Genomic DNA, 21,356 nt, shown 5'->3' with positions numbered 1-21,356 from the left:
GTCTTGCAACGCCCGTGAAACAAAAGCAAGGGCCGACGTCCCCCGTATGAACGTCGGCCCTGCCCTTCCCCCTTCAGTACCGCCGGTAGCAGGGGTAGTCCCCCGGACCGATCGGTTCTGGAACGATCTGACGCGCCCGGGCCCGGCCCAGGTTCCACCCCCGCCAATCGTCCGGTTCCTCGGCGAGGTCGCCGGAGATCCCCGACAGCGCGCACTCCCGTGCCCCGGCGGGCAGCTTGGCCAGCTCGGGCGCCGCGTCGGCGGAGAGCGTGCGCAGGTACCAGATGTCGGCGTTGCCGCGGTCGGAGCGGGCCACGTTGTGCGCGGCGATGAACCGGTCGGGGTTCAGCACCGCCAGCCCGAGCAGTGTGACCACCCACAGCGCGACCCCGGCGCGGCCGAGCCACCTCGTGGACGGCGTCAGCCCGGCCGCCATGACCAGGACGAACAGCCCGCCCAGCCAGACCTCGACGGCGCTGACGAAGACGCGCAGCCGCGTGAAGCCGTACGCCTGCTCGTACACGTTCATCCGCCACAGCGCCGAGCCGACCACCACCAGCGAGCACAGCGCGAGCAGCCCCAGTACCACCCGCAGCAGCATCCGGTCGGTCTGCGGCGCCTTGCGCGCGGTGACGCCCATGACGCACAGCGTGAGCAGCGTGATCGCGAGGAGCTGCCAGAACCCCTTGCGGGCGTACTCGGCGAAGGTCAGCCCGACGGTGCGCATGACGTAGTCGCGGTCGCCGAACAGCACCGTGAGCTGCACGGCCACGAAGACCCCGAACAGCCCCAGCAGCGCCCCGACCGGCACCAGCCACTCGACCCGGCGCACGGCCCGGGCCCGCCGCGCGCCGTCGCCGATCGTGGACGGGTTCGCCACGAGGAACGCCCCGGCCAGCGACAGCGCGGCCGCCGCGACCGCGATCAGCGCCCACCGCGCCACGGTGCCGGCGTCGATCGTGGGGGTGACGGCGTCGACGACCCGGGCGAAGCCGGCGTCGGCGCTGGCGAAGAGCGCGCCGAAGACGATGACGAGCGCCGCGCCGATGCCGATGGAGGCGAGCAGCCGGAGCCCGTTGGCGGAGGCGGCGGGCCGGGGCTCGGGCCTGCCCGGACGGTTCAGGCCGGCGGCCGACCAGGGCAGCGCGCGGAAGATCGCGAAGACCACGGTGAACGGCGCGTGCAGGACCGCCGGGATGCGGCCATGCCGGCCCACGGCCAGGGCCAGGCAGCCGAAGGCGGTCAGCGCGCTCAGCGCGAAGAGCCAGCCGGCGGCCCGGAAGAACCCGACCGAGAGCAGGGCCAGCGCGGCCGCGCACCACAGCACCGCCTCGACCCGGCCGCCGAGCCGCGTGGACCGGCGGCGGAGCAGGAGCAGGATCAGGGGTACCAGCAGGCCGAGGCCCGCGATCGGCCAGCCGAGGCCGGGCCGGTCGGGCGGGAGGGCGACCGCGGCGACCAGGCCGGCGGCGAGCGCCCCGTAGAGGGCCGCGGAGCCGGCCGCGGGCTCGACCCGCGGCCAGGCGCGCTGCCACAGGGTGGGCGCGGGCGGGCCGAGGGCGACCGGCAGCTGGTTCGGCACCGGGGGCGGCAGCGCGAGGCCGGGCGACGGCGGCGCGAAACGGGCCGGCGGACCTTGCGGGGGCCTGGGGGGCATGGGCGGCTGGACCGTGGTTCCGGGCATGCGTGGGCTCCTGAACCGTGCTAAAGGGATAAATTGCCCAGCAAAGGGCGCGCGGCCGGGCCGGGCCCGGTCACGGGGAAGCGGAGGGCGTCAGGCGGGCAGGGTGACCCGGATGCGGCAGCCCGGCAGGTCGTCCGGCTGCTCGACGACCGCGATGGTGCCGTCGTGCAGCTGGGTCAGCCACTGGGCGATGGCCAGGCCGAGGCCGGTGCCGCCGCCCGAGGCGCGGGCGCCCCGGGTGAAGCGCTCGAAGACGCGCTCGCGCTCGGCGTGCGGGATGCCGGGGCCCTCGTCGGCGACCTCGATCATCACGCGGCCGGGCTCGCGGCGGCCCACGATTGTCACCGTGCCGCCGTCGGGGCTGTGCCGCGTGGCGTTGTCGACGAGGTTGGTCAGGACGTGGTGCAGGCGCGCCCGGTCGGCTCTGACCAGCGCGTTCTCCGGGAAGGAGCAGGAGAGGTACTCGACCTTGTGCCCGGCCGCCGACGCCTTCACCTCGGCCTCGGCGACGACCTCGTGCAGCAGGTCCTCGACGTGGAACAGCTCGCGCTCCAGCGGCACGACCCCGGCGTCGAGCCGGGAGATGTCCAGCAGCTCCGTCACGAGCCGGCCGAGCCGCTCGGTCTGGGCCAGCGCGGTGCGCAGCGTGGCCGGGTCGGGCTCGGCGACGCCGTCGACGATGTTCTCCAGCATCGCCTGGAGCGCGGAGATCGGGGTGCGCAGCTCGTGCGAGACGTTGGCGATGAGCTCGCGGCGCTGCTGGTCGGCCGCGGCGAGCTCGCCCACCATCAGGTTGAAGGCGACCGCCAGCTCGCCGACCTCGTCCTTGGACGTGGCGCGGACGCGGGTCGAGTAGTCGCCGCGGGCCATGGCACGCGCGGCGGCGGTCATCTCGCGCAGCGGGCGCGTCACGCCGTGCGCGAGGACCTGGGAGGTGAGCAGGCCGGCGGTGAGCGCGATGTACGTCGTGTTCGGCGGGATCCAGCCGATGCCGATCCAGAACACACCGAGGCCGGCGCAGGCGGAGGCCAGCAGCAGGACGGCGAGCTTGAGCTTGATGGACCGCAGCGGGTCGAGCGGCCGCGGCAGGAGATCGGCGATCCTCTTCAGCGTCATGCGGACTCCAGGGCATAGCCCACGCCGTGCACCGTGCGTATGAGGTCGGCCCCCAGCTTGCGGCGCAGCGCCTTGATGTGACTGTCGACCGTGCGCGTGCCGGACGCGTCGGCCCACCCCCACACCTCGGCCAGCAGCCGCTCGCGGGGCAGGACCGTCCGCGGGCGGGTGGCCAGGTTGACGAGCAGGTCGAACTCGGTCGGCGTGAGGTGCGCCTCGATGCCGGCCCGGGTGACGCGGCGCTGCGCCCGGTTGATCTCGAGGTCGCCGAGGACGATCGGGGTCTGGTTCGGGTCGGGCTGCACCTGGGCCAGCCGCTCGAGCCGGCGCAGCAGCACGTGCACGCGGGCCGCGAGCTCGCGCATCGAAAACGGCTTGGTCAGGTAGTCGTCGGCGCCGACGGCCAGCCCGACGAGCAGGTCGTTCTCGTCGTCACGGGCGGTCAGCATCAGCACCGCCACCGGCCGCTCGGCCTGGATGCGCCGGCACACCTCGAGGCCGTCGAAGCCGGGCAGCATCACGTCGAGCACCACCAGGTCGGGGCGTATCAGCCGGGCCGCGGCGACCGCGGCGGGCCCGTCGTGGGCGGTGTCGACGGAGAAGCCCTCGGCGCGGAGCCGCACCGCGATCGACTCGGCGATCATCCGCTCGTCGTCGACCACGAGCACGCGACGGCGCTCTCCAGCTGCGCTCGATGACAACGCCTTCGGCGCCGGCTGAACACCGTTCGACTTCATGTACAGCAGCGTAGGCCCGGGGCGTGCAGGCCCTCGGTCGGCGATGTGCAGAAATTGTGGAGAACCGTCAGCCCCAGGACTTGGCCGCTCGCACCAGGCGATCCTTCAGCTCCCGAGTGTGACGGCGGGACACGGGCAGCTCATGCTCGTCGATGAGCACGACATAGCCGGTGTTCGTCATCCGCAGCTCGGTGATCAGCTTGAGCTGCACGAGGTACGACCGGTGGATGCGCACGAACCCGGCATCCGCCCACCGCTCGGCCAGCGTCGCCAGCGACACCCGCACCAGGTGCGAGGCGTCGGCCGTGTGCAGCCGCGCGTAGTCGCCCTGGGCCTCGACCCACCGCACCGACGAGCGGGGCAGCATCCGGGTCGTGCCCGCGAGCTCGACCGGGATCGTCGGGTCGTCCTGGCGGTCCCGGCGCGCGGCCACGGCCGGGTGGGTGGGCACGAGCCGGGTGGCGAGCACGCGGCGGATGGACTCGGCCAGGCGGTCCGCGCGCACGGGCTTGCGCACGTAGTCGGCCACGCCCAGGTCGAACGCCTCGGCGGCCCGGTCGTCGTACGCGGTCACGAACACGACCGCGGGCGGCTTGGCGAACCGGCCCAGGACGCGGGCGAGCTCCATCCCGTCGAGCCCGGGCATGCGGATGTCGAGGAACACCGCGTCGACGTCGGCGTCGCGCAGCACGCGCAGGGCCTCGGTCGCGTCGCCCGCGCAGTGCAGCCGCCCGACGCGGGGGTCGGCGCGCAGCAGGTACGCCAGCTCGTCGAGGGCCGGCACCTCGTCGTCGACGGCCAGCACGCGGAGAAAGCCGTGTTCGCTCATTTCGAAGTCACCCCGGGATGGAATTTCGGCACCCGCATGCTGACCTTGGTGCCGGCGTCGGGGGCGGTCTCGACCACCACACCGAAGCCGTCGCCGAAGACCGAACGTAGCCGATCGTCGACATTGCGCAAGCCCACGTGCTGCCCGGCGTCGGTGGTGTCGTCGGCGCTGAGCAGGGCGGCCGGGTCCATGCCGACGCCGTCGTCCTCGACGGTGATGTGGCACTCGGCGCCGGCGTCGCGGGCCACGATGCTCACCGTGCCCATGCCGGGCTTGCGCGACAGCCCGTGCCGGACCGCGTTCTCGACCAGCGGCTGCAGGCACAGGAAGGGCAGCGTCACCGGCAGCACCTCGGGCGCGATCTGCAGCCGCACCTGGAGCCGCTCGCCGAAGCGGGCCCGCTCGATGGTGAGGTACCGGTCGATCGAGCGCAGCTCCTCGGCCAGCGTCGTGAACTCCCCGTGGGCGCGGAAGCTGTACCGCGTGAACTCCGCGAACTCCAGGATGAGCTCCCGGGCCAGCTCCGGGTCGGTGCGCACGAAGCTCGCGATGGCGGTCAGCGCGTTGTAGATGAAGTGCGGGCTGATCTGCGCCCGCAGCGCCCGCACCTCGGCCCGGGCCAGCCGCGCCCGCGACGTGTCGAGCTCGGCCAGGGCGAGCTGGGTGCCGACCCACCGGGCGGTCTCGGCGGTCGCCTGCACCAGCCCCGGGGCCGGGGGGCCGTCGGAGAGCGCGACGAGGGCGCCCTCGCGCTGGGCCAGCGGCACCACCACGGCACCCCGGATCGGGCAGTCGACCAGGTCGCAGGGCAGCTCGCGGCCGCCGAGCACGGTCGGGCGGCCCGCGGCCACGGCCTTGACCGCCGCGGCGGCCGCGTGCTCGCGGTGGTGCTCGCCGATGCCGTCGAAGGCCAGCACCCGCCGCGCGTCGGTGACCGCGATCCCGGCGGCGCCGGTGAGGGTGCGCAGGTGCCGGATGGCCTTGCCGGCCGCGGCCTCGGTGAGCCCGTTGCGCAGCGGCTCGGCGGCGAGCTCGGCGATGTGCAGCACGTCGTAGGTGGCGCGCTGGGCCGCGGTCGCGATGGCCCGGCGGCCCCGGTGGCGGATCACGGCGAAGACCGCCCAGCCGAGGGCGCACACCAGCACGACGACGATCAGCCCGGCGGCGAGGTTGGCACCCACCGCGTCATGGTGCCGTCAGTAGGCGCTGTTGGCTAGCTTGGCTGTTCCTGGCCTGGCGCGGACTTCGTCCGATACGCGGCGGGGGGTTCCCACCCCACACCCCCCATGACCGCAAGCGGCCACCCTCCGCGGGCGCTCACGCGCGCTCGGTGACGCCGATTCCTAGCCTGGCGCGGACTTCGTCCGATACGCGGCGGGGGGTTCCCACCCCGCACCCCCCCCATGGCCGCAAGCGGCCACTCCCCGTGGGCGCTTACGCGCGCGGTGAAGCGGTGCGGACTTTTGCGAGTTAGTAGGCGCCCTTACGGAAGACCACGACCCAGATGGTCCGCCACATCGTGTGCAGATCCAGCACCAGCGACCAGTTGTCGACGTAGTACAGGTCCAGACGGACGGCGTCGTCCCAGCTCAGCTCGCTGCGGCCGGAGACCTGCCACAGGCCGGTGATGCCCGGGCGCACCAGCAGCCGCCGGCGCACGTCGCCGAGGAAGTCGCCGTCCTCGGCGGGCAGCGGCCGCGGCCCGACCAGCGACATCTCGCCCATGAGCACGTTGATCAGCTGGGGCAGCTCGTCGATGGAGGACGCCCGCAGCCACCGGCCGACCCGGAACACGCGCGGGTCGTTCTTCATCTTGAAGAGCAGCCCGTCGCTCTCGTTCTGGTCGTGCAGCGTCGCGAGGCGCTCCTCGGCGTCGACGTACATCGTGCGCAGCTTCCAGACCCGGAACATCTTGCCCTCGCGGCCGATGCGCGGCTGGCGGAAGAAGATCGGGCCCGGGTCCGACATCCGGATGGCCAGCGCGATGAACGGGAAGAACGGCAGGACGATCAGCAGGGCGAGCAGCGCGAGGATGCGGTCGAGGATGTTCTTGAACAGCCAGGCGACGCCGGAGAGCTTCGGCTCCTCGACGTAGAGCAGCGGGATGCCCTCGATCGGGCGGATGTGCACGCGCGGCCCGGCGATGTCGGTGAGCTGCGGCGCCACGGCGAGGTCGATGCCTGTGCCCTCGAGCTGCCAGGCGAGCCGGCGCAGCTCCACGGGCTCGGCGCTGGCCGAGCCGCAGACCGCGATCGTGTCGGCGTTGAGCTCGCGCACCAGGGACAGGATGTCGCGGCCGGCGTGCACGGGTACCGGAGTGATCTTGGTCGGCTGCGGCGCGTAGCCCTCGATCAGGTGGATGCCGACCGGCACCAGCCCGGAGGCAGGGTCACGGGCGATCGCCGAGTGGACCTCCAGCGCCTCCTGCAGCGTGCCGATGAGCAGCATGCGGTGGGTGGCCAGGTGGAACTTCGTGCGGGCGAACACGAGGGCCCGGCGCGCGATGTACCGCAGCACGAGCACGAACACGAGCCCGCCGATCAGCGCGGAGCCGACCGAGAACCGGGAGAGCTGGATCTTGAACGCGAACGCGGCGAACGCGACGATCGCCACCACGGTCCAGGAGGCGCGCACGACCCGCTTGAACTCGTCGGTGCCGGTGCCGAGGTAGCGGCGGTCGTAGGCGCCGTGGCCCCACAGGACCAGCAGCCACACGGCCGGGAGCGCCAGGTAGGCGATGACGCCGAACAGGCCCGGCTCGTCCTTGAAGCCGACGTCGGCGTTGGCCAGGTTGGTTTCGGCGATGAACGAGGAGAACGCCACCCCGCACACGTCGAGCAGGACCAGGATGGCCGCGTAGGGCCGGTGCCACCGCGCCGCCCGCTTGGTCCGCTGCCAGCCCGACCGCGGCACACCGTTCGGGGGGACTACCGCGTGGTCCGGCAGGATCTCGAAGCTGTCGAGTTCACCCAAGGTCGATCTCCGGCTCGGCGAAGTGGCCGGACGTTGGAGACTAGCGGTCACCTCAGTGCGTCCTCTCGTGCCGCGACGCAGTGATCGCGGCACAGCTCTGCTCGGCCGGTTACGACTAAGTCCGTGGTTGCTGCTGGTTCACGGACACCGGAAAGCACGTGCAAAGTGTCCCATGAGCGCCGTAGCAACCGATGACGACCGGCCGACACTAGTTGCTGAACGTGTTGGCTGTCGAGTGCACTGGCGTAGGGCGGACAGAACTGCGCGTGACAATCACCCCGAGTAGCCCAGCACCCACCAAAGCACACAGAAGCGGCACGAGGGTGCCCAGCGGGGGCGACCACGCTCCCCCGAAGGGGTTTAGCCCGGCCGAGATGCCGCGCTGGAAGCGGGTCATGACCCGGGCCAGGGCATAGAGCTGCATCGGTACCGTCAGCGCCGCCGCGGCCACAAGCGCCCACTCCAGCCACCGCGAGGACGACAGCCACCCTGTGTAACCGGTGGCCAACGGTGCGAGGAGGAGCACGCCGACGCCGAGGGGCATCACGTACCGCCCGTGCGCGAACTGGCCGACCTTCGGCGCGAAGTACAGCTCCAGGGCCACCAGCAGCGCCGCGCTGCCGAGGAAGGCGGCCCCGATGCCGAGCCGCAGGCGCCGGTCGCCGAGCACGAGGGCGGGCAGGACCAGGGCGGCGCACAGCAGGTACCACAGCGCGATGACGGCGATCGAGATCGTGGTCTCGCCGTAGTTGAACTGGCCCACGATCTGACGGGCCCAGAACTCGGCGCGGCCGTGCGCGATGTCGGAGAGGATCGCGCCGGAGGTCGTCGGCGGCACCGGCCGGCCCGGCACGAGATCGCTGCCGCGGGAGGCGACCGCGGCCCAGAACACCGCGAACGCGGCGCCGAGCGCGGCCGGAACGAGAAACGCCCTTTGCCGCAGTACCCGCGGATGCTGCCCGGTCACGAAGAGCGCGACGAGCACGGCGGCGAGCGCGAAGAACGGCCCCAGGTCCCGCACGGTGAACAGCAGCGCGGCCCCGGCCCCGGCGAGCCCCCACCGGCGGTGCAGCAGCGCCACGAACAGCAGCACGGCCGCGGCGATCTCCAGCCCGTTGGGGTTGAGGGAGCCGGCCAGGTTCGCCAGCATCGGGGTCGTGACCAGCACCACGGCCAGCCGCTCCAGCCGGCCGGGCGCGATCGCCACCGCCGCCGCGAGCAGGGCCGCCGACAGCGCCGCGGACAGCAGCCGGGCCCAGATCAGGCCGGTGCCGTCGGGGCTGATCCGCAGCGGCAGGCCGACGAGGGCGTAGTAGACCGGGCTGTACCGCGCGGCCGCGCTCGGCACCAGCGTGTCCGCGTGGTCGCCGACCGTCACCAGGCAGCTCGCCGGGTGGTAGGCGGGCTTGTCGATCCAGGTGCAGTCGGCGTTCTCCGGCAGCAGGCTGCGCGGGCCGGTGAACGCGCTGGTCTCGATGCCGCTCGCGTCCGCGGTCCGCTCGTGCGGCAGCCACTGGCCCGTCCACACCGCGTAGGCCCGGACGAGGTGCTGCTTCTCGTCGTAGGTCCCGTTCACCGGCAGGGCGAGGGCCCAGGCCGCACCGAGGAGGAAGAAGGCCGCGAAGGCCAAGAGGAACGCACGACGCACGGCGGTCAGCGTACGAGCTTCGACAGCCGCCGGTCCGCTAAGGGCTTGCCGTTCGTCTGGCAGGTCGGGCAGTACTGCAGCGACGTGTCCGCGAACGACACCTCGCGGACCGTGTCGCCGCAGACCGGGCACGGCAGCCCGGTGCGCGCGTGGACGGCCAGGCCGGAGCGCTTCTCGGACTTGAGCGTGGCCGCCTTCTGCCCGACCGAGCGCCCGACGGCGTCGGTGAGCACGGTGCGCATCGCCGCGTGCAGCCGGGCCATCGCCTCGTCCGGGATCTTGCTGGTCAGCGCGAACGGGGACATCTTCGCGGCGTGCAGGATCTCGTCGGAGTACGCGTTGCCGACCCCGGCGAGGATCGTCTGGTCGGTCAGGACGCCCTTGATCTGGCCCTTGCGGGAGCGCATCGCGGCGGCGAACTCGTCCGCGTTCACCGCGAGGGCGTCGGGCCCGAGGCGGGAGATGCCGGGGACGAGGCGAGGGTCCTTCACGAAGTACACCGCGAGGCTCTTCTTCGTCCCCGCCTCGGTCAGGTCAAAGCCGGACTCGTCGTCGAGGCGCACGCGCACGGCGATCGGGCCCGACCCGGGCTTGAGCGGGGTCTTGGCGTTGAACGCGTCGCGGTAGTGCAACCACCCCGCACGGGCCAAATGAACCACGAGGTGCAGGGCAGTGTCTGGTTCCGGGGATCCCACATGCACGTCGAGGAACTTGCCGTGCCGGGAGGCGCCGGTGATCGGCTGGCCGGCCGCGGCCGTGATCGGGGGGTCGAAGGTCTTCAGCGCGCTCAGCGAGGAGACCTCGATGCGGTCGATGGTGTGGCCGGCGGCACGCTCCCGCAGGAACGCGGCGAGCGCCTCGACCTCGGGAAGCTCGGGCACCCGTACAGTCTGCCTCACCCGGGGGTCCGTAGGCTTTCTTCATCATGAAGGTGGTCGTCGCACACAATCGATACGCGTCCGGGCAGCCCTCCGGCGAGAACGTGATCGTCGACGCCGAGATCGCGCAGCTCGGCGCGGCCGGGGTCACCGTGCTGCCGTTCCTGCGCAGCTCCGACGAGATCGGCACGTTCTCCACGGCGCAGAAGGTGCTGCTGCCCCTGTCACCGATCCGCAACGGGGAGTCACAGAAGGCGCTCGCCACGCTCCTGAAGAGCGAGAAGCCGGACGTCGTACACCTTCACAACCCGTATCCCCTGCTGTCACCCACGGTGGTGAAGACGGCCCACGCGCACGGCGTCCCGGTCGTGCACACGGTGCACAACTACCGCCAGGTGTGCGCGCCCGGCCTGTACTTCCGCGACGGCCGCATCTGCACCGAGTGCCGCGGCAAGGCGTTCCCCCTGCCGGCCGTGACGCACACGTGCTACCGGGGCTCGAAGGCGCAGTCCGCGGTGATGGCGGCGACGCTGGCGTACCACCGCGGCACGTGGAAGCAGGTCGACCACTTCATCGCGCTCACCGACCGCATCGCCGCGCACCTGACCGACTTCGGCATCCCGGCCGAGCGGATCACCGTCAAGCCCAACGGCATCCCCGACGCGGGCGCGGCCACCGCCCCCGGCGACGGGTTCCTCTACGCCGCCCGGCTCACCCCCGAGAAGGGCCTGGAGCTGGCGCTGGACGCCTGGTCACGGCACGAGGACGGGGCACTCGGCCCGCTGCGCATCGCTGGCGACGGCCCGCTGCGCCCGCTGGCCGAGCGCGCCGCGGCGACCCGCTCCGACGTCACGTACCTCGGGCCGATCGACAACGCGGGGGTACGCGCCGAGATCGCCCGGGCGGCGTGCGTGATCGCCGCCTCCACCTGGCACGACGTGCTGCCGACGATCGTGCTCGAGGCACTGTCGGGGGGCCGGCCGGTGCTCGTCACCGACCGGGGCGGCCTGCCCTACCTGGCCGGCGACGCGGGCTGGGTCGTGGAGCCGGAGCCCGCCGCTCTGGCCGAGGGGTTGTTGAAGGCCCGCGACGGCGCCGCCGCGCTGGCCCCGGTGGCCCGGGCCCGTTACGAGTCGCAATTCTCTCCGGACGTGCTGACAGAGCGCCTGATCGAGGTGTACCGCGCCGTTACCCGCTGAGTTGGGGGGAGCTCCGCTCCACCAGCTCAGGCGTTTTGCGGGGCGGCCGGGCGGGCCGGAGCCGGACTGCCGGCGGGCGGGCCGACCCAGCGCACGGCGTACATGTAGAGCATCACCATGCAGATCAGCCCCGCGGTCGAGCCGGTGAGCAGGCCCCAGGCGGCGCCGTGCAGGCCGCCGTACTCGGCCCCGAGCGTCAGGCCGCTCAGCGAGACGACGGCGAACACGACGTACTGCAGGAACAGCATCCGGGCCCGGTGCATGCCGCGCATGGCCGCCGTGAACGGCACCTGCAGCAGGTAGACCGCCCCCTGCAGGGCGATCGGCAGGGCCAGCGGGGCGGCCTCGGAGAACTTGTGCGTGTGGACGAGCACCCACGACACGACCGGCCAGACGATCAGCACCATCAGCGCGCCCAGCACGGCGAACGCGGTCGCGAGGGTGCGGGTCTGCCGGCGCAGGGCCGCGGCCGCCTCCACTCCCTCCGGGCCGGGCCGGGCCGCCGCGGCGGCGTTGCGGGAGGCCCGCGGCACCAGCAGGCTCTGGATGGCGGTGATCAGATTTTGTACCGGCTGCAGCTGCACCGTCTGCACGAAGCGCAGGTTGCCCAGGTCGATCTTGGACAGGCGTCCGGCCACGACGAAGCTGATCGCCAGCACCTGCACCTGGGCGACGACCGCGGTGATGGTGAACCAGCTCGACAGGTGGCGGGTCTCGGCCAGCCAGGCCAGCGGCTGGCCCTGCCACGGCAGGCGCCGCTCGCGCAGCAGGTAGACGGTGATGCCGGCGGTCGCGCCGACGCCCCAGACCGCGAGCAGCCCGCCCGCGCTGGAGGTGTGCGTGGCGACCATGATCGCGACCATGACGGCCTGGGTGCCGGCCCAGACCATATCGATGCCGAGCGCCTTGTCCGGCCGCCGGTCGGCCAGGTAGTCACAGCGCGCGGTGTCGTGCAGCATGATCGGCACCATGAACGGCGCCAGCCAGATGAGCTGGTGCAGGTCGATCTCGCCGCGATTCGGCCACGCCGCCCACAGCACCACGAACACGACGGTCGTGACGAGACCGGAGCAGAGCGCGGTGGCCAGGCCGTTGCGGGCCAGCCGGATGCGCGGCTCGCCGTCGTAGCGGGACGCGAGCGCGAGCAGGACGTCGCCGACGATGGCACGGTTGAGGTACATGGCGAAGTACCCGACGGCGAGCGCCAGGGCGAGCGCGCCGAACTGCTCCTTGGGCAGCAGGATGCCGCCCAGGAGCGTGTTCGCCGAGTTGGCCGCGGCGATCACGACCTGGTCGAGCAGACCCGCACCGACGAATCGTGACGCGCCGCGCAGCCCCTGCAAACGGCGCAGCAACGGCCCGCGGGTCACAAGCCGAGGGGGTCGCGAGCGAAGTTCACGACGTGCACCTTACGTGACCTGCGGGACACCCGACTATCCGGTCTTTGAGGTAAATCCGAGGTCTCCTACCAGCTGACATCGAGGGGCTTGCCTTCGGCGTAGCCGGCGGCGCTCTGCACACCCACCGTGGCGTGTTCGGCGAACTCGGCCAGATCCGCGGCGCCCGCGTAGGTGCACGCGCTGCGCACGCCGGCGACGATCGCGTCGAGGATGTCCTCCACGCCCGGGCGGCGCGGGTCGAGGTACATCCGCGAGGTCGAGATGCCCTCCTCGAACAGGGCCTTGCGGGCCCGCTCGTAGACGCTGTCGTCGGCGGTGCGGCGGCTCACGGCCCGGGCCGAGGCCATGCCGAAGTTCTCCTTGTAGAGCCGGCCGTCGGGGTCGCGGCGCGGGTCGCCCGGCGACTCGTGGGTGCCCGCCAGCCAGGAGCCGATCATCACGTTGGACGCGCCGGCGGCGAGGGCCAGGGCCACGTCGCGCGGGTGGCGGACGCCGCCGTCGGCCCACACGTGCCCGCCGTGGCGGCGCGCCTCCTCGGCGCACTCGAGCACCGCGGAGAACTGGGGCCGGCCGACACCGGTCATCATCCGGGTCGTGCACATGGCCCCGGGGCCGACGCCCACCTTGACGATGTCGGCGCCCGCGGCCAGCAGGTCGGCGACGCCCTGGCTGGTGACCACGTTGCCGGCCACGACCGGCACCGACGGGTTGAGCGCCCGCACCGCGCGCAGGGTGCTGATCATCCGCTCCTGGTGGCCGTGCGCGGTGTCCACGACGAGCACGTCGACCCCGGCGGCGAGCAGCTTGTCGGCGCGGCCGGCGGCGTCGCCGGTGATGCCGATCGCGGCGCCGATGCGCAGCCGGTTCTCGCCGTCGACGGCCGGGGAGTACAGCGTGGCGCGCAGGGCGGCGTTGCGGGTGAGGATGCCGACCAGCCGGCCCGCGGGGTCGATGACCGGGGCCAGGCGGTGGTGGCCGGCCGTGAGGCGGTTGAACGCCTCCTCCGGCGTCACGTCGTCGGGCAGGGTGAGCAGGTTGCTCGACATGACGCTGCGCAGCTGGCTGAAGCGGTCGACGTCGACGCAGTCGGCCTCGGTCACCACGCCGACCGGGCGGCCGTCCTCCACGACGATCACCGCGCCGTGGGCCCGCTTCGGCAGCAGGTCGAGGGCGAGCGAGACGGTCTCGGTCGGGCCGAGGGTGATCGGGGTGTCGTGCACGAGGTGGCGCTGCTTGACCCAGGACACCGCCTCGCCGACGACGTCGATCGGGATGTCCTGCGGGATGATCGCGAGGCTGCCGCGGCGGGCCACGGTCTCGGCCATCCGGCGCCCGGCGACGGCGGTCATGTTCGCCACGATGATCGGGATCGTCGTGCCGCTGCCGTCGCGGGTGGTGAGGTCGACCTGCATCCGCGACTCCACCGCCGAGCGGCTCGGCACCATGAAGACGTCGTCGTAGGTCAGGTCGTAGCCGGGCATCTGGTCATTGAGAAACCGCACGTTGGCCAACTGTATCTGCCCGCACCCGCGGGTGAGCAGGTCTTGAGACTTCGCGGGTAGCACGGGACCATTTGCCGTAACCGTGCCCTCGCGAGGAGTGATCACCAATGCAGGTACACGAAGCGATGTCGACGGCCGTCGTGCAACTCGGCCCGGACCACACCCTCCGGCAGGCCGCGGGGCTCATGGCCCGGCGGAAGGTCGGCTCGGCGATCGTCCTCGACCCGGACGGCTCCGGCGTGGGCATCATCACCGAGCGGGACATCCTCAACGCGATCGGCACCGACCTCGACCCCGACGTCGAGCGGACGGCCGACCACATCACCTGGGAGGTCGTCTACGCGGGCCCGGCGTGGACGATCGAGGAGGCCGCGGCCGCCATGGTCCGCGGCGGCTTCCGTCACCTGGTCGTGCTCGACGGCGACGATGTGTTGGGAGTCATTTCCGTGCGCGACATCATGCGAGTCTGGGTCCAGACATCAATCTCGGCGTGAAATCTGGCGCGCCGGCCCCGGACCACCGCAAGAACGGCGGGACCGGCGCGTTACACCCCAGGTGGAGGGCGGGAACTCGGCTGAACGGTCAGCCCGCGCGTGCGTAGGCTGCCAGACATGCAGCTGATTTCTTTCGCTCGTGGCGCGCCCAGTCTCGACATCATCGACGTCGACGGGCTCAAGGCGGCCGCTGTCCGCGCCTTCGAGGCGGACCCGGCCGGCATCACGGCCTACGGCACGTCCGTGGGCTACCTTCCGCTGCGCACGTGGATCGCCGGGAAGCACGGCGTGGAGGCCGACCAGGTCATCGTGACCAACGGCTCGATGCAGGCCGATGCCCTGCTCTTCGAGCACCTGGTGAAGCCGGGCGACGCGGTCGTCGTGGAGAAGCCCACCTACGACCGCACGCTGCTCAACCTGCGCAACCTGGGCGCCGAGGTCCACCCGGTCACGCTCGAGGCCGACGGCATCGACGTCGCCGAGCTGCGCGTGCTGCTCGACAGCGGCGTCCGCCCGGTCCTGGCGCACATCATCCCGAACTTCCAGAACCCGGCCGGGGTCACCCTCTCGGCGCGCAAGCGGTCCGAGCTGCTGACGCTGGCCCAGGAGTACGGCTTCACGATCTTCGAGGACGACCCGTACGCGGACATCCGCTGGCGGGGCGAGAAGCTGCCGACGATGCTGTCCCAGGACACCGCCGGCGTCGTGGTGCACGCGAGCTCGTTCACCAAGACCATCGCGCCCGGCCTGCGGGTCGGCTACCTGGTCGGGCCGAAGACGACGATCGGCGGCATCGCCAAGAAGGCGACGACGATCTACATCTCGCCGAGCATGGTGGCCGAGGCGGTGACGCACCAGTTCTGCGTCAGCGGCGACATCGAGCGCTCGATCGAGAAGGTCGCCACGACGCTGGGCGAGCGGGCCCGCCTGCTGGCCGACGGGCTGCGCAAGCACATCCCCGACGCCACCTTCGTGGAGCCGGACGGCGGCTACTTCCTCTGGGTGGAGCTGCCCGACGACGTCGACACCACCGAGCTGGAGAAGGTGGCGGCCCAGGACTTCGGCGTGGCCGTGGTCAAGGGCTCCGATTTCCTGCTCGAGGGCGGGCGGCACTCGGTGCGCCTGGCGTTCTCGGCGGTGCTGACCGACCAGGTCGAGGAGGGCGTGCAGCGCCTGGCCGCGGCGATCGAGGCCGTGCGCAAGTCCGCCTGAGGTTTACCGCGCGGCAGCATTCCAAGGAACCTGACACCAAACCGTGATGGTGGGGGTGGTTCCCCAGCCGGTACCGGATGGATCAAAATCCAGCCCGGCGCGCTTTACGAGTGCGCCGCAAAGGCATCACCCCCCGCCCCCCAACGGCACCGGGTGGGCCGACCGCGCCCCCACCCCCCACCTGCGGTCGGTCCGCCCGGTGCCAACATCGTGCGGGCCGGCCCCCGTCCCACCCGGGAGGTCGAGATGGCCGACGAACAGCACCCCAACTCCGGTGCACTGCAGCGCGCGCTGTCCCGGCCGGTCCGGGCGATGTCGCGGATGCTCAACAACTCCGCGCCGCTCACCGACAAGTCCCCGTCCGCGCCGGAGCGCAGCGCGATCGTGGACTGTGCCCTGTACATCGACGGCATCCGCCAGCCCGGCGAGCGCAACTACACCGAGGCCCTGCACGCGGCCCGGCGGCACCGGGGCTTCGTGTGGATCGGGCTCAAGGAGCCGCAGGCCGCGGAGATGGCGGCGATCGCGGAGACGTTCCAGCTGCACGAGCTCGCGGTCGAGGACGCCGTGCTCTCGCGGCAGCGGCCGAAGGTCGAGCAGTACGGCGAGATGATCTTCCTGACCATGCGCACGGCCCGGTACGTCGAGCACGACGAGCTCACCGACACCAGCGAGGTGGTCGAGACCGGCGACGTGCTGATGTTCATCGGCGAGCACTTCATCATCACCGTCCGGCACGGCGACGCCAGCCGGCTCGCCCCCGTCCGCTCGGGGCTGGAGCGGCGGCAGGAGGTGCTGGCCCGCGGCCCGTGGGCGGTCGCGTACGCGGTCGCCGACAGCGTGGTCGACACGCTCGTGGACGTCGCGCAGAACATCGAGGAGGACGTCGCCGCGGTCGAGGACCAGGTGTTCAGCCCCCAGGGCAACCGGGGCCGCCGCAGCGCCGACCGCATCCAGCGCATCTACCAGCTCAAGCGCGAGCTGATGGAGTTCAAGCGGGCCGTACTGCCGCTCCAGCGCCCCATGAACGGCCTGGTCGCCAGCAACCTGGCCGACATGCCGGACGAGATCCGCCGCTACTTCCGCGACGTGGCCGACAACCTCGCCCGCGCCGTGGAGCAGACGCTGTACCTCGACGACGTGATCAACTCGGTCCTGGCCGCGCGCCTGGCCCAGGTGAGCGTCGACCAGAACAACGACATGCGCAAGATCGCCGCCTGGGCCGCCATCGCCGCCGTCGTGACCTCGATCGCGGGCATCTACGGCATGAACTTCGACTACATGCCCGAGACCCACTGGGTCTTCGGCTACCCCGGCGTGATGGCCCTGATGCTCGCCGGGAGCGGGGCCCTGTTCTGGGGCTTCAGACGAAGCGGCTGGCTGTAGGCCTGCTCAGGAGGTCAGCACCGGTGCCGGGGCCGGGGTGCGGCCGCGCAGCCGGGGCAGCCAGCGCACCAGCCGGGCGGTCGCCGGGTTGGAGCCGTAGGCGAGCAGGGTCAGGAACACGCCGTACACCGGCAGGTGCCCGAGCATCTCGGTGCCCCCGAAGAGCAGCAGCGTCGCGTTGAACGGGATGCCGGCGACGAGGACCGCGGCCTGCGGCAGGGCGCCGGAGATGACGAGCAGGCCGAAGAGCAGCTCGGTGGCGCCGGCGACGGCGACGTACGTGTCGACCGGCACGTGGATGCCGACGAGCGCGAACACGTCCAGGCGCGGGAACATCCGCAGCGTCTCGCGGGCCAGCGCCGGGTTGGCGAGCTTCTCGGCGAACGCGAGCGTGACGAGCGCCCCACCGGCGCCGAGGCGCAGCGCGAGCAGGGCCTTCCGCAGCGTCGCCGGGTCGGGCTCGACGCGCCCGAACGCGGCATCGGACGGCGGAACGAACGACAGGAACACCGCGACGCCGAGCAGATCCATCGCCGAGAGCAGCCCGACGGGCCCCGTGAGCAGCAGCGCCATCGGCCCGGTCAGCGCGAGCAGAATGGCCGCCGGTCGCAGCCGGATCCCGGTGATGAACCAGACTCCGAGCGCCCCCTCGAACAGCAGCAGCGCCGATCCCCCGGCCAGCTCGTCGACGTCGAGATCATGGGTCAGGAAGTGCCCGGAGACGGCGGCCGCGAGCAGCGAGACCCCGAGGTGAATGGCCAGCAGCCGCGGCACGTAGGGCACGACCCGCCCGAAGAACCGCAGAACCTTCAACTCCGGCGCGGGCAGGAACCGCACCGCGACGTAACGCCACAACGCGGTGGCCAGCAGCACGGCGAGGAGCAACGCGGCGGTGACGGGTCGCAGCACGAACGCCCAGTCCGTCGGATAACCCCCGGCGTCCGGCACAAACCACTTCTCGTGCGCCAACATGTGCACCCACCCCGATCCGGAGGACTCCCATACGCCCTGAAGCGTGCGGCCAGGCCCGGGGACGGCCGAAGGGCCAAAGGTCCCGAACCAAAGGGGACCGAGGCGCACGTCACGAAGGACGTGCGAGTCGGTGCGGTCCGCGGGACGGCGACCCACGTGGGGGAGGGGGTTTGGGTGGAGCGGAGCTCCCCCAATGGGGAGCGAAGCGCGAGAAACAGCAAGGCCCGTCCCCCGTGGCCGGGGACGGGCCGTCTGCGTGATCGGGCTACTACGACTACGAGCGACCGTTCTTCGAGATCGTGTGCGGCATCGGGTGCTTGTCGTACTCGGCGGTGCCACCCGGGCCCTCGTTGGTGCCCTTGTGCCCGATCAGGTCGGAGGCGCGGTCCTTGGCCGCCTCCCCCATCGTGCGGGCCTTGTCGACGCCGGCGTCCATGGTTTGCTTGGCGGCGTCGAGCATCGAGCCGGTGTCACCGGTCGTGCGCGTCGCGCCGTACTCGTCCCACGTCCGCTCGTCACGGCGCCGGCGCATGTACGCGGCCGCGGCCACGGCCGTACCCGCGATCATCATGCCGCCGATCGCCATCGGCAGCCGCCGCGACTTCTTTTGCTCCTGGCGCATCAGCTTGTTCCGGCCCTTGCGGCTCATCTTCTCCGCCTGGCGCCCGGCCTGCCTCCCGCGCTGGCGCGCCAGGTCCATGGCCGACTCCATGCTGCCCATGGCCATGTTCAGGCCGTTGTCCAGCCGCGGCTTCACCACCTTGCGAGCCGCATCGACGCGTGGCGCCAAGGCGCCCGAAGCGCCATCGGCGGCATGCGCCGCGGCCATCCGCAGGTGGTCCAGGCTCTCCCCGAGCTCGTCCTTCATGAGCCGGGTGTGCGACTGCACCTGACGACGTCGAAACACTTGCTCCACCTCCCGAGGCGCGATATCCGTCCATCCCCGGTTACCCCGATCCGACCAGGGGGAACCTCACGGCCAGGCCCGCTGCAGTTGATCCTGCATCCAACGGGGCCCCCGTACACCCGGAACCGGCAGAATCCGCGTCGGATACCGTGATGACGGAATGTCACCAAGGAAAGGGAGAACTGGTGGCCGAGCAACTGTTCGCGACGCTGCACACGAATGTCGGCGATATCCGGCTTGAGCTGTTCCCCAACCGCGCCCCGAAGACCGTGCGCAACTTCGTGGAGCTCGCCGAGGGCACCAAGGACTACACGGACCCGCGCACGGGCGAGGCGGGCAAGGGCCCGTACTACGACGGCGTCATCTTCCACCGCGTGATCAGCGGCTTCATGATCCAGGGCGGCGACCCGACGGGCACCGGCACCGGTGGCCCGGGCTACAACTTCAACGACGAGATCCACCCGGAGCTGCAGTTCAACCGGCCCTACCTGCTGGCCATGGCCAACGCCGGCGTGCGCTTCGGCCAGGGCACCAACGGGTCGCAGTTCTTCGTCACCGTCGGGCCGACCCCGCACCTCAACGGCAAGCACACGATCTTCGGCGAGGTCGCCGACGACGACTCCCGCAAGGTCGTCGACCAGATCGCCGCCGCCCAGACGGGCCGTATGGACCGCCCGGTGAACGACATCGTGATCAACAGCGTCACGGTCGAGCGCACCAGCTGAGACGACCACGGGAAACGGACGGGGCCGCGCGCCGCCGGGCCGTGGGTGAGTTCTGGCTAACCTTGTCAGCATGACTCAGCCGCCGGCGAACGTGGTCCCCGTCTGCTACCGGCACCCCAGCCGCGAGACGTACGTCCGGTGCACCCGGTGTGAACGGCCGATCTGCCCCGATTGCATGAACGAGGCCTCGGTCGGGTTCCAGTGCCCGGACTGCGTCCGCGAGGGCAGCCGCACGCAGCGGCAGGCCCGCACGGCGTTCGGCGGCACCCAGGCCGGCTCGGCCGGCACGGTGACCATGACGCTGATCGTGATCAACGTGATGGTCTTCATCATCGGGATCATCAGCGCGGGCCGCGGCGCCGCGGACGGCCTCGGCGGCGGCGGGCTCGGCGGCCTGCTCGGCGGGTCGACGCCGCTGCACGACTGGGGCGCCGAGGTGCCGTACTTCGCCACCCGCTCGGGCGTGCGGGTCGCGGGCGACAGCGTCGCCGACGGCAACTTCTACCAGATCTTCACGGCCATGTGGCTGCACTACGGGCTGCTGCACCTGGCGATGAACATGTGGGCGCTGTGGGTGCTCGGCCGGCCCCTGGAGACGGCGCTCGGGCGGGCCCGCTTCCTGGCGCTGTACCTGCTCTGCGGTCTCGGCGGCGGCGTGCTCGTCTTCCTCCTGGCCGCACCGAACGTGGCCAGCGCCGGCGCGTCGGGCGCGGTGTTCGGCATGTTCTCCGCGCTCATCGTGATCCTGCGCAAGATGCGGCTGAGCATCGCCAGCGTGGTGCCCGTGCTGATCTTCAACCTCGTGGTGACGTTCAGCTTCAGCCAGTACATCTCCTGGCAGGCGCACGTCGGCGGGCTGATCGTCGGGGCGGTGGTGGCGGCCGGGTTCGCCTATGCCCCGCCCAAGCACCGCAACGCGATGCACATCGCGACCGTGGTGGGCACCCTGCTGCTGCTCGGCGCGCTGGTGGGCGTGGGCCTGACCCAGGTGCCGGCGGTCGGGATGAGCTAGGCCCGCCAGACGCGGCCCTGCAGCAGCGCGTCCGCGCCGACCCAGACGAAGTTCATCATCCGGGTCGCCGTGTGCTCCGGGTCCTCCTCCGTGTGGTCGGCCAGCCAGTCCGCGAGGGACTCGGCCGCACCCACGTAGGCGAAGGCCATCGCGAGGAAGTCGTCGGCCCCGGCGGTGCGGTTCGCCTCGGCCTGGGCCCAGGCGCCCTCGAGCAGGCCGGCGACGAGCTCCACGATCCGGGTGCGCATCGCCGAGAGCTCGGCCGCGAACGGCGGCTCGCTGCGGGCCTGGCGGTAGAGCACCTGCCAGCCGTCGCGGTGCGCGCCGACGAACGCGAAGAACGCCCGCAGCCCGTTCCACAGCTGCTCGTCGGGGCGCGCGGTGGGCACCACGCCGGCCGCGACCGCCTCCATGAGCCGGGTCGCCTCGCGCTGCAGGCAGGTCAGGAACAGCTCGTCCTTGGTGCCGAGGTACGCGTACACCATCGGCTTGGAGATGCCGGCCACCTCCGCGATCTCGTCCATCGACGCGGCGTGGAAGCCGCGCCTGGAGAAGACTTTCACCGCGGCGTCGAGCATCTGCTGCTCGCGCACGACGCGCGGGAGGCGTTTCAGCATCTTGCCACCTTACCTACTCGTGCGTAAGGTTACGCACGAGTAGCTTATCCCGAATGAAGGGCTCA

The 21,356-nt window shown here is 71.8% G+C and carries 19 protein-coding genes; 6 read left to right on the top strand and 13 right to left on the bottom strand.

The genetic code is table 11. The features are described 5' to 3' along the window. Positions 1–73: 73 nt before the first annotated feature. The 8 genes from AB0B76_RS03205 to AB0B76_RS03170 all read right to left on the bottom strand — a co-directional run bounded on the left by AB0B76_RS03205 (position 74) and on the right by AB0B76_RS03170 (position 9,868). Entirely contained in the window at positions 74–1,657 is a 1,584-nt protein-coding gene (locus AB0B76_RS03205; protein ID WP_360368399.1) for a DUF4173 domain-containing protein, read from the bottom strand. Between the two features lie 117 nt (positions 1,658–1,774). Beyond that, positions 1,775–2,800: an ATP-binding protein gene (locus AB0B76_RS03200; protein WP_360368396.1), complete on the bottom strand. Its 1,026-nt coding sequence runs from the start codon at positions 2,798–2,800 to the stop codon at positions 1,775–1,777. After that, positions 2,797–3,537 carry a response regulator transcription factor gene (locus AB0B76_RS03195; protein ID WP_360368393.1) on the bottom strand — a complete coding sequence of 247 codons (741 nt, stop codon included), beginning with the start codon at positions 3,535–3,537 and terminating at the stop codon, positions 2,797–2,799. Before AB0B76_RS03195 ends, AB0B76_RS03200 begins: the two co-directional genes overlap by 4 nt. Positions 3,538–3,604: 67 nt before the next feature. Continuing rightward, entirely contained in the window at positions 3,605–4,366 is a 762-nt protein-coding gene (locus AB0B76_RS03190; protein WP_360368390.1) for a LytTR family DNA-binding domain-containing protein, read from the bottom strand. Next, positions 4,363–5,547 carry a histidine kinase gene (locus AB0B76_RS03185; RefSeq protein ID WP_360368387.1) on the bottom strand — a complete coding sequence of 395 codons (1,185 nt, stop codon included), beginning with the start codon at positions 5,545–5,547 and terminating at the stop codon, positions 4,363–4,365. The genes AB0B76_RS03190 and AB0B76_RS03185 overlap by 4 nt, the downstream gene beginning before the upstream one ends. Positions 5,548–5,836: 289 nt before the next feature. Further along, on the bottom strand, positions 5,837–7,339 hold the full coding sequence (locus AB0B76_RS03180; RefSeq protein ID WP_360368384.1) for a sugar transferase: 1,503 nt from the start codon (positions 7,337–7,339) through the stop codon (positions 5,837–5,839). 208 nt (positions 7,340–7,547) lie between these two features. After that, on the bottom strand, positions 7,548–8,987 hold the full coding sequence (locus AB0B76_RS03175) for a DUF2142 domain-containing protein (protein ID WP_360368381.1): 1,440 nt from the start codon (positions 8,985–8,987) through the stop codon (positions 7,548–7,550). 5 nt (positions 8,988–8,992) lie between these two features. Next, the gene (locus tag AB0B76_RS03170) at positions 8,993–9,868 is read right to left on the bottom strand and encodes a DNA-formamidopyrimidine glycosylase family protein (protein ID WP_360368378.1); all 876 of its coding nucleotides are present in this window, start codon (positions 9,866–9,868) and stop codon (positions 8,993–8,995) included. Positions 9,869–9,912: 44 nt separating this feature from the next. On the opposite strand from AB0B76_RS03170, the gene AB0B76_RS03165 reads away from it, so the two are divergent. Further along, a complete protein-coding gene (locus AB0B76_RS03165) occupies positions 9,913–11,064 on the top strand; it encodes a glycosyltransferase family 4 protein (RefSeq protein ID WP_360368375.1) in 1,152 nt (383 codons plus the stop codon). Positions 11,065–11,090: 26 nt separating this feature from the next. On the opposite strand, the gene AB0B76_RS03160 is transcribed toward AB0B76_RS03165, so the two are convergent. Together AB0B76_RS03160 and AB0B76_RS03155 are read right to left on the bottom strand one after the other, a co-directional pair. Beyond that, a complete protein-coding gene (locus AB0B76_RS03160) occupies positions 11,091–12,434 on the bottom strand; it encodes a hypothetical protein (RefSeq protein WP_360368372.1) in 1,344 nt (447 codons plus the stop codon). 95 nt (positions 12,435–12,529) lie between these two features. After that, positions 12,530–13,966: a GuaB1 family IMP dehydrogenase-related protein gene (locus tag AB0B76_RS03155; RefSeq protein WP_360368369.1), complete on the bottom strand. Its 1,437-nt coding sequence runs from the start codon at positions 13,964–13,966 to the stop codon at positions 12,530–12,532. Positions 13,967–14,073: 107 nt separating this feature from the next. Between AB0B76_RS03155 and AB0B76_RS03150 the strand changes: the two genes are divergently transcribed. The 3 genes from AB0B76_RS03150 (at position 14,074) to AB0B76_RS03140 (ending at position 17,058) form a co-directional block, all read left to right on the top strand. Beyond that, positions 14,074–14,460 carry a CBS domain-containing protein gene (locus AB0B76_RS03150; RefSeq protein ID WP_360368366.1) on the top strand — a complete coding sequence of 129 codons (387 nt, stop codon included), beginning with the start codon at positions 14,074–14,076 and terminating at the stop codon, positions 14,458–14,460. 108 nt (positions 14,461–14,568) lie between these two features. After that, positions 14,569–15,672, top strand: a complete 1,104-nt coding sequence (locus AB0B76_RS03145) for a PLP-dependent aminotransferase family protein (RefSeq protein WP_360368750.1) — start codon at positions 14,569–14,571, stop codon at positions 15,670–15,672. A gap of 246 nt (positions 15,673–15,918) precedes the next feature. Further along, positions 15,919–17,058, top strand: coding sequence for a magnesium and cobalt transport protein CorA (locus tag AB0B76_RS03140; RefSeq protein WP_360368363.1), 1,140 nt, complete (start codon positions 15,919–15,921; stop codon positions 17,056–17,058). Positions 17,059–17,064: 6 nt separating this feature from the next. Here the strand turns inward: AB0B76_RS03140 and AB0B76_RS03135 are convergent, their stop codons facing one another. Then, a complete protein-coding gene (locus AB0B76_RS03135; protein WP_360368360.1) occupies positions 17,065–18,030 on the bottom strand; it encodes a hypothetical protein in 966 nt (321 codons plus the stop codon). Positions 18,031–18,304: 274 nt separating this feature from the next. Then, on the bottom strand, positions 18,305–18,898 hold the full coding sequence (locus AB0B76_RS03130) for a hypothetical protein (RefSeq protein WP_360368357.1): 594 nt from the start codon (positions 18,896–18,898) through the stop codon (positions 18,305–18,307). Between the two features lie 224 nt (positions 18,899–19,122). Between AB0B76_RS03130 and AB0B76_RS03125 the strand changes: the two genes are divergently transcribed. Next, positions 19,123–19,662, top strand: a complete 540-nt coding sequence (locus AB0B76_RS03125) for a peptidylprolyl isomerase (RefSeq protein ID WP_360368355.1) — start codon at positions 19,123–19,125, stop codon at positions 19,660–19,662. A 70-nt stretch (positions 19,663–19,732) separates the two neighbouring features. Then, complete coding sequence (locus tag AB0B76_RS03120) at positions 19,733–20,674, top strand: rhomboid family intramembrane serine protease (protein WP_360368352.1); 942 nt, start codon at positions 19,733–19,735, stop codon at positions 20,672–20,674. Here the strand turns inward: AB0B76_RS03120 and AB0B76_RS03115 are convergent. After that, positions 20,671–21,291, bottom strand: coding sequence for a TetR/AcrR family transcriptional regulator (locus AB0B76_RS03115; RefSeq protein WP_360368349.1), 621 nt, complete (start codon positions 21,289–21,291; stop codon positions 20,671–20,673). The genes AB0B76_RS03120 and AB0B76_RS03115 overlap by 4 nt on opposite strands. Between the last annotated feature and the right edge of the window lie 65 nt (positions 21,292–21,356).

The sequence above is a fragment of the Dactylosporangium sp. NPDC049140 genome, from assembly GCF_040648435.1.
This window is presented reverse-complemented; position numbering and strand designations above follow the sequence as displayed.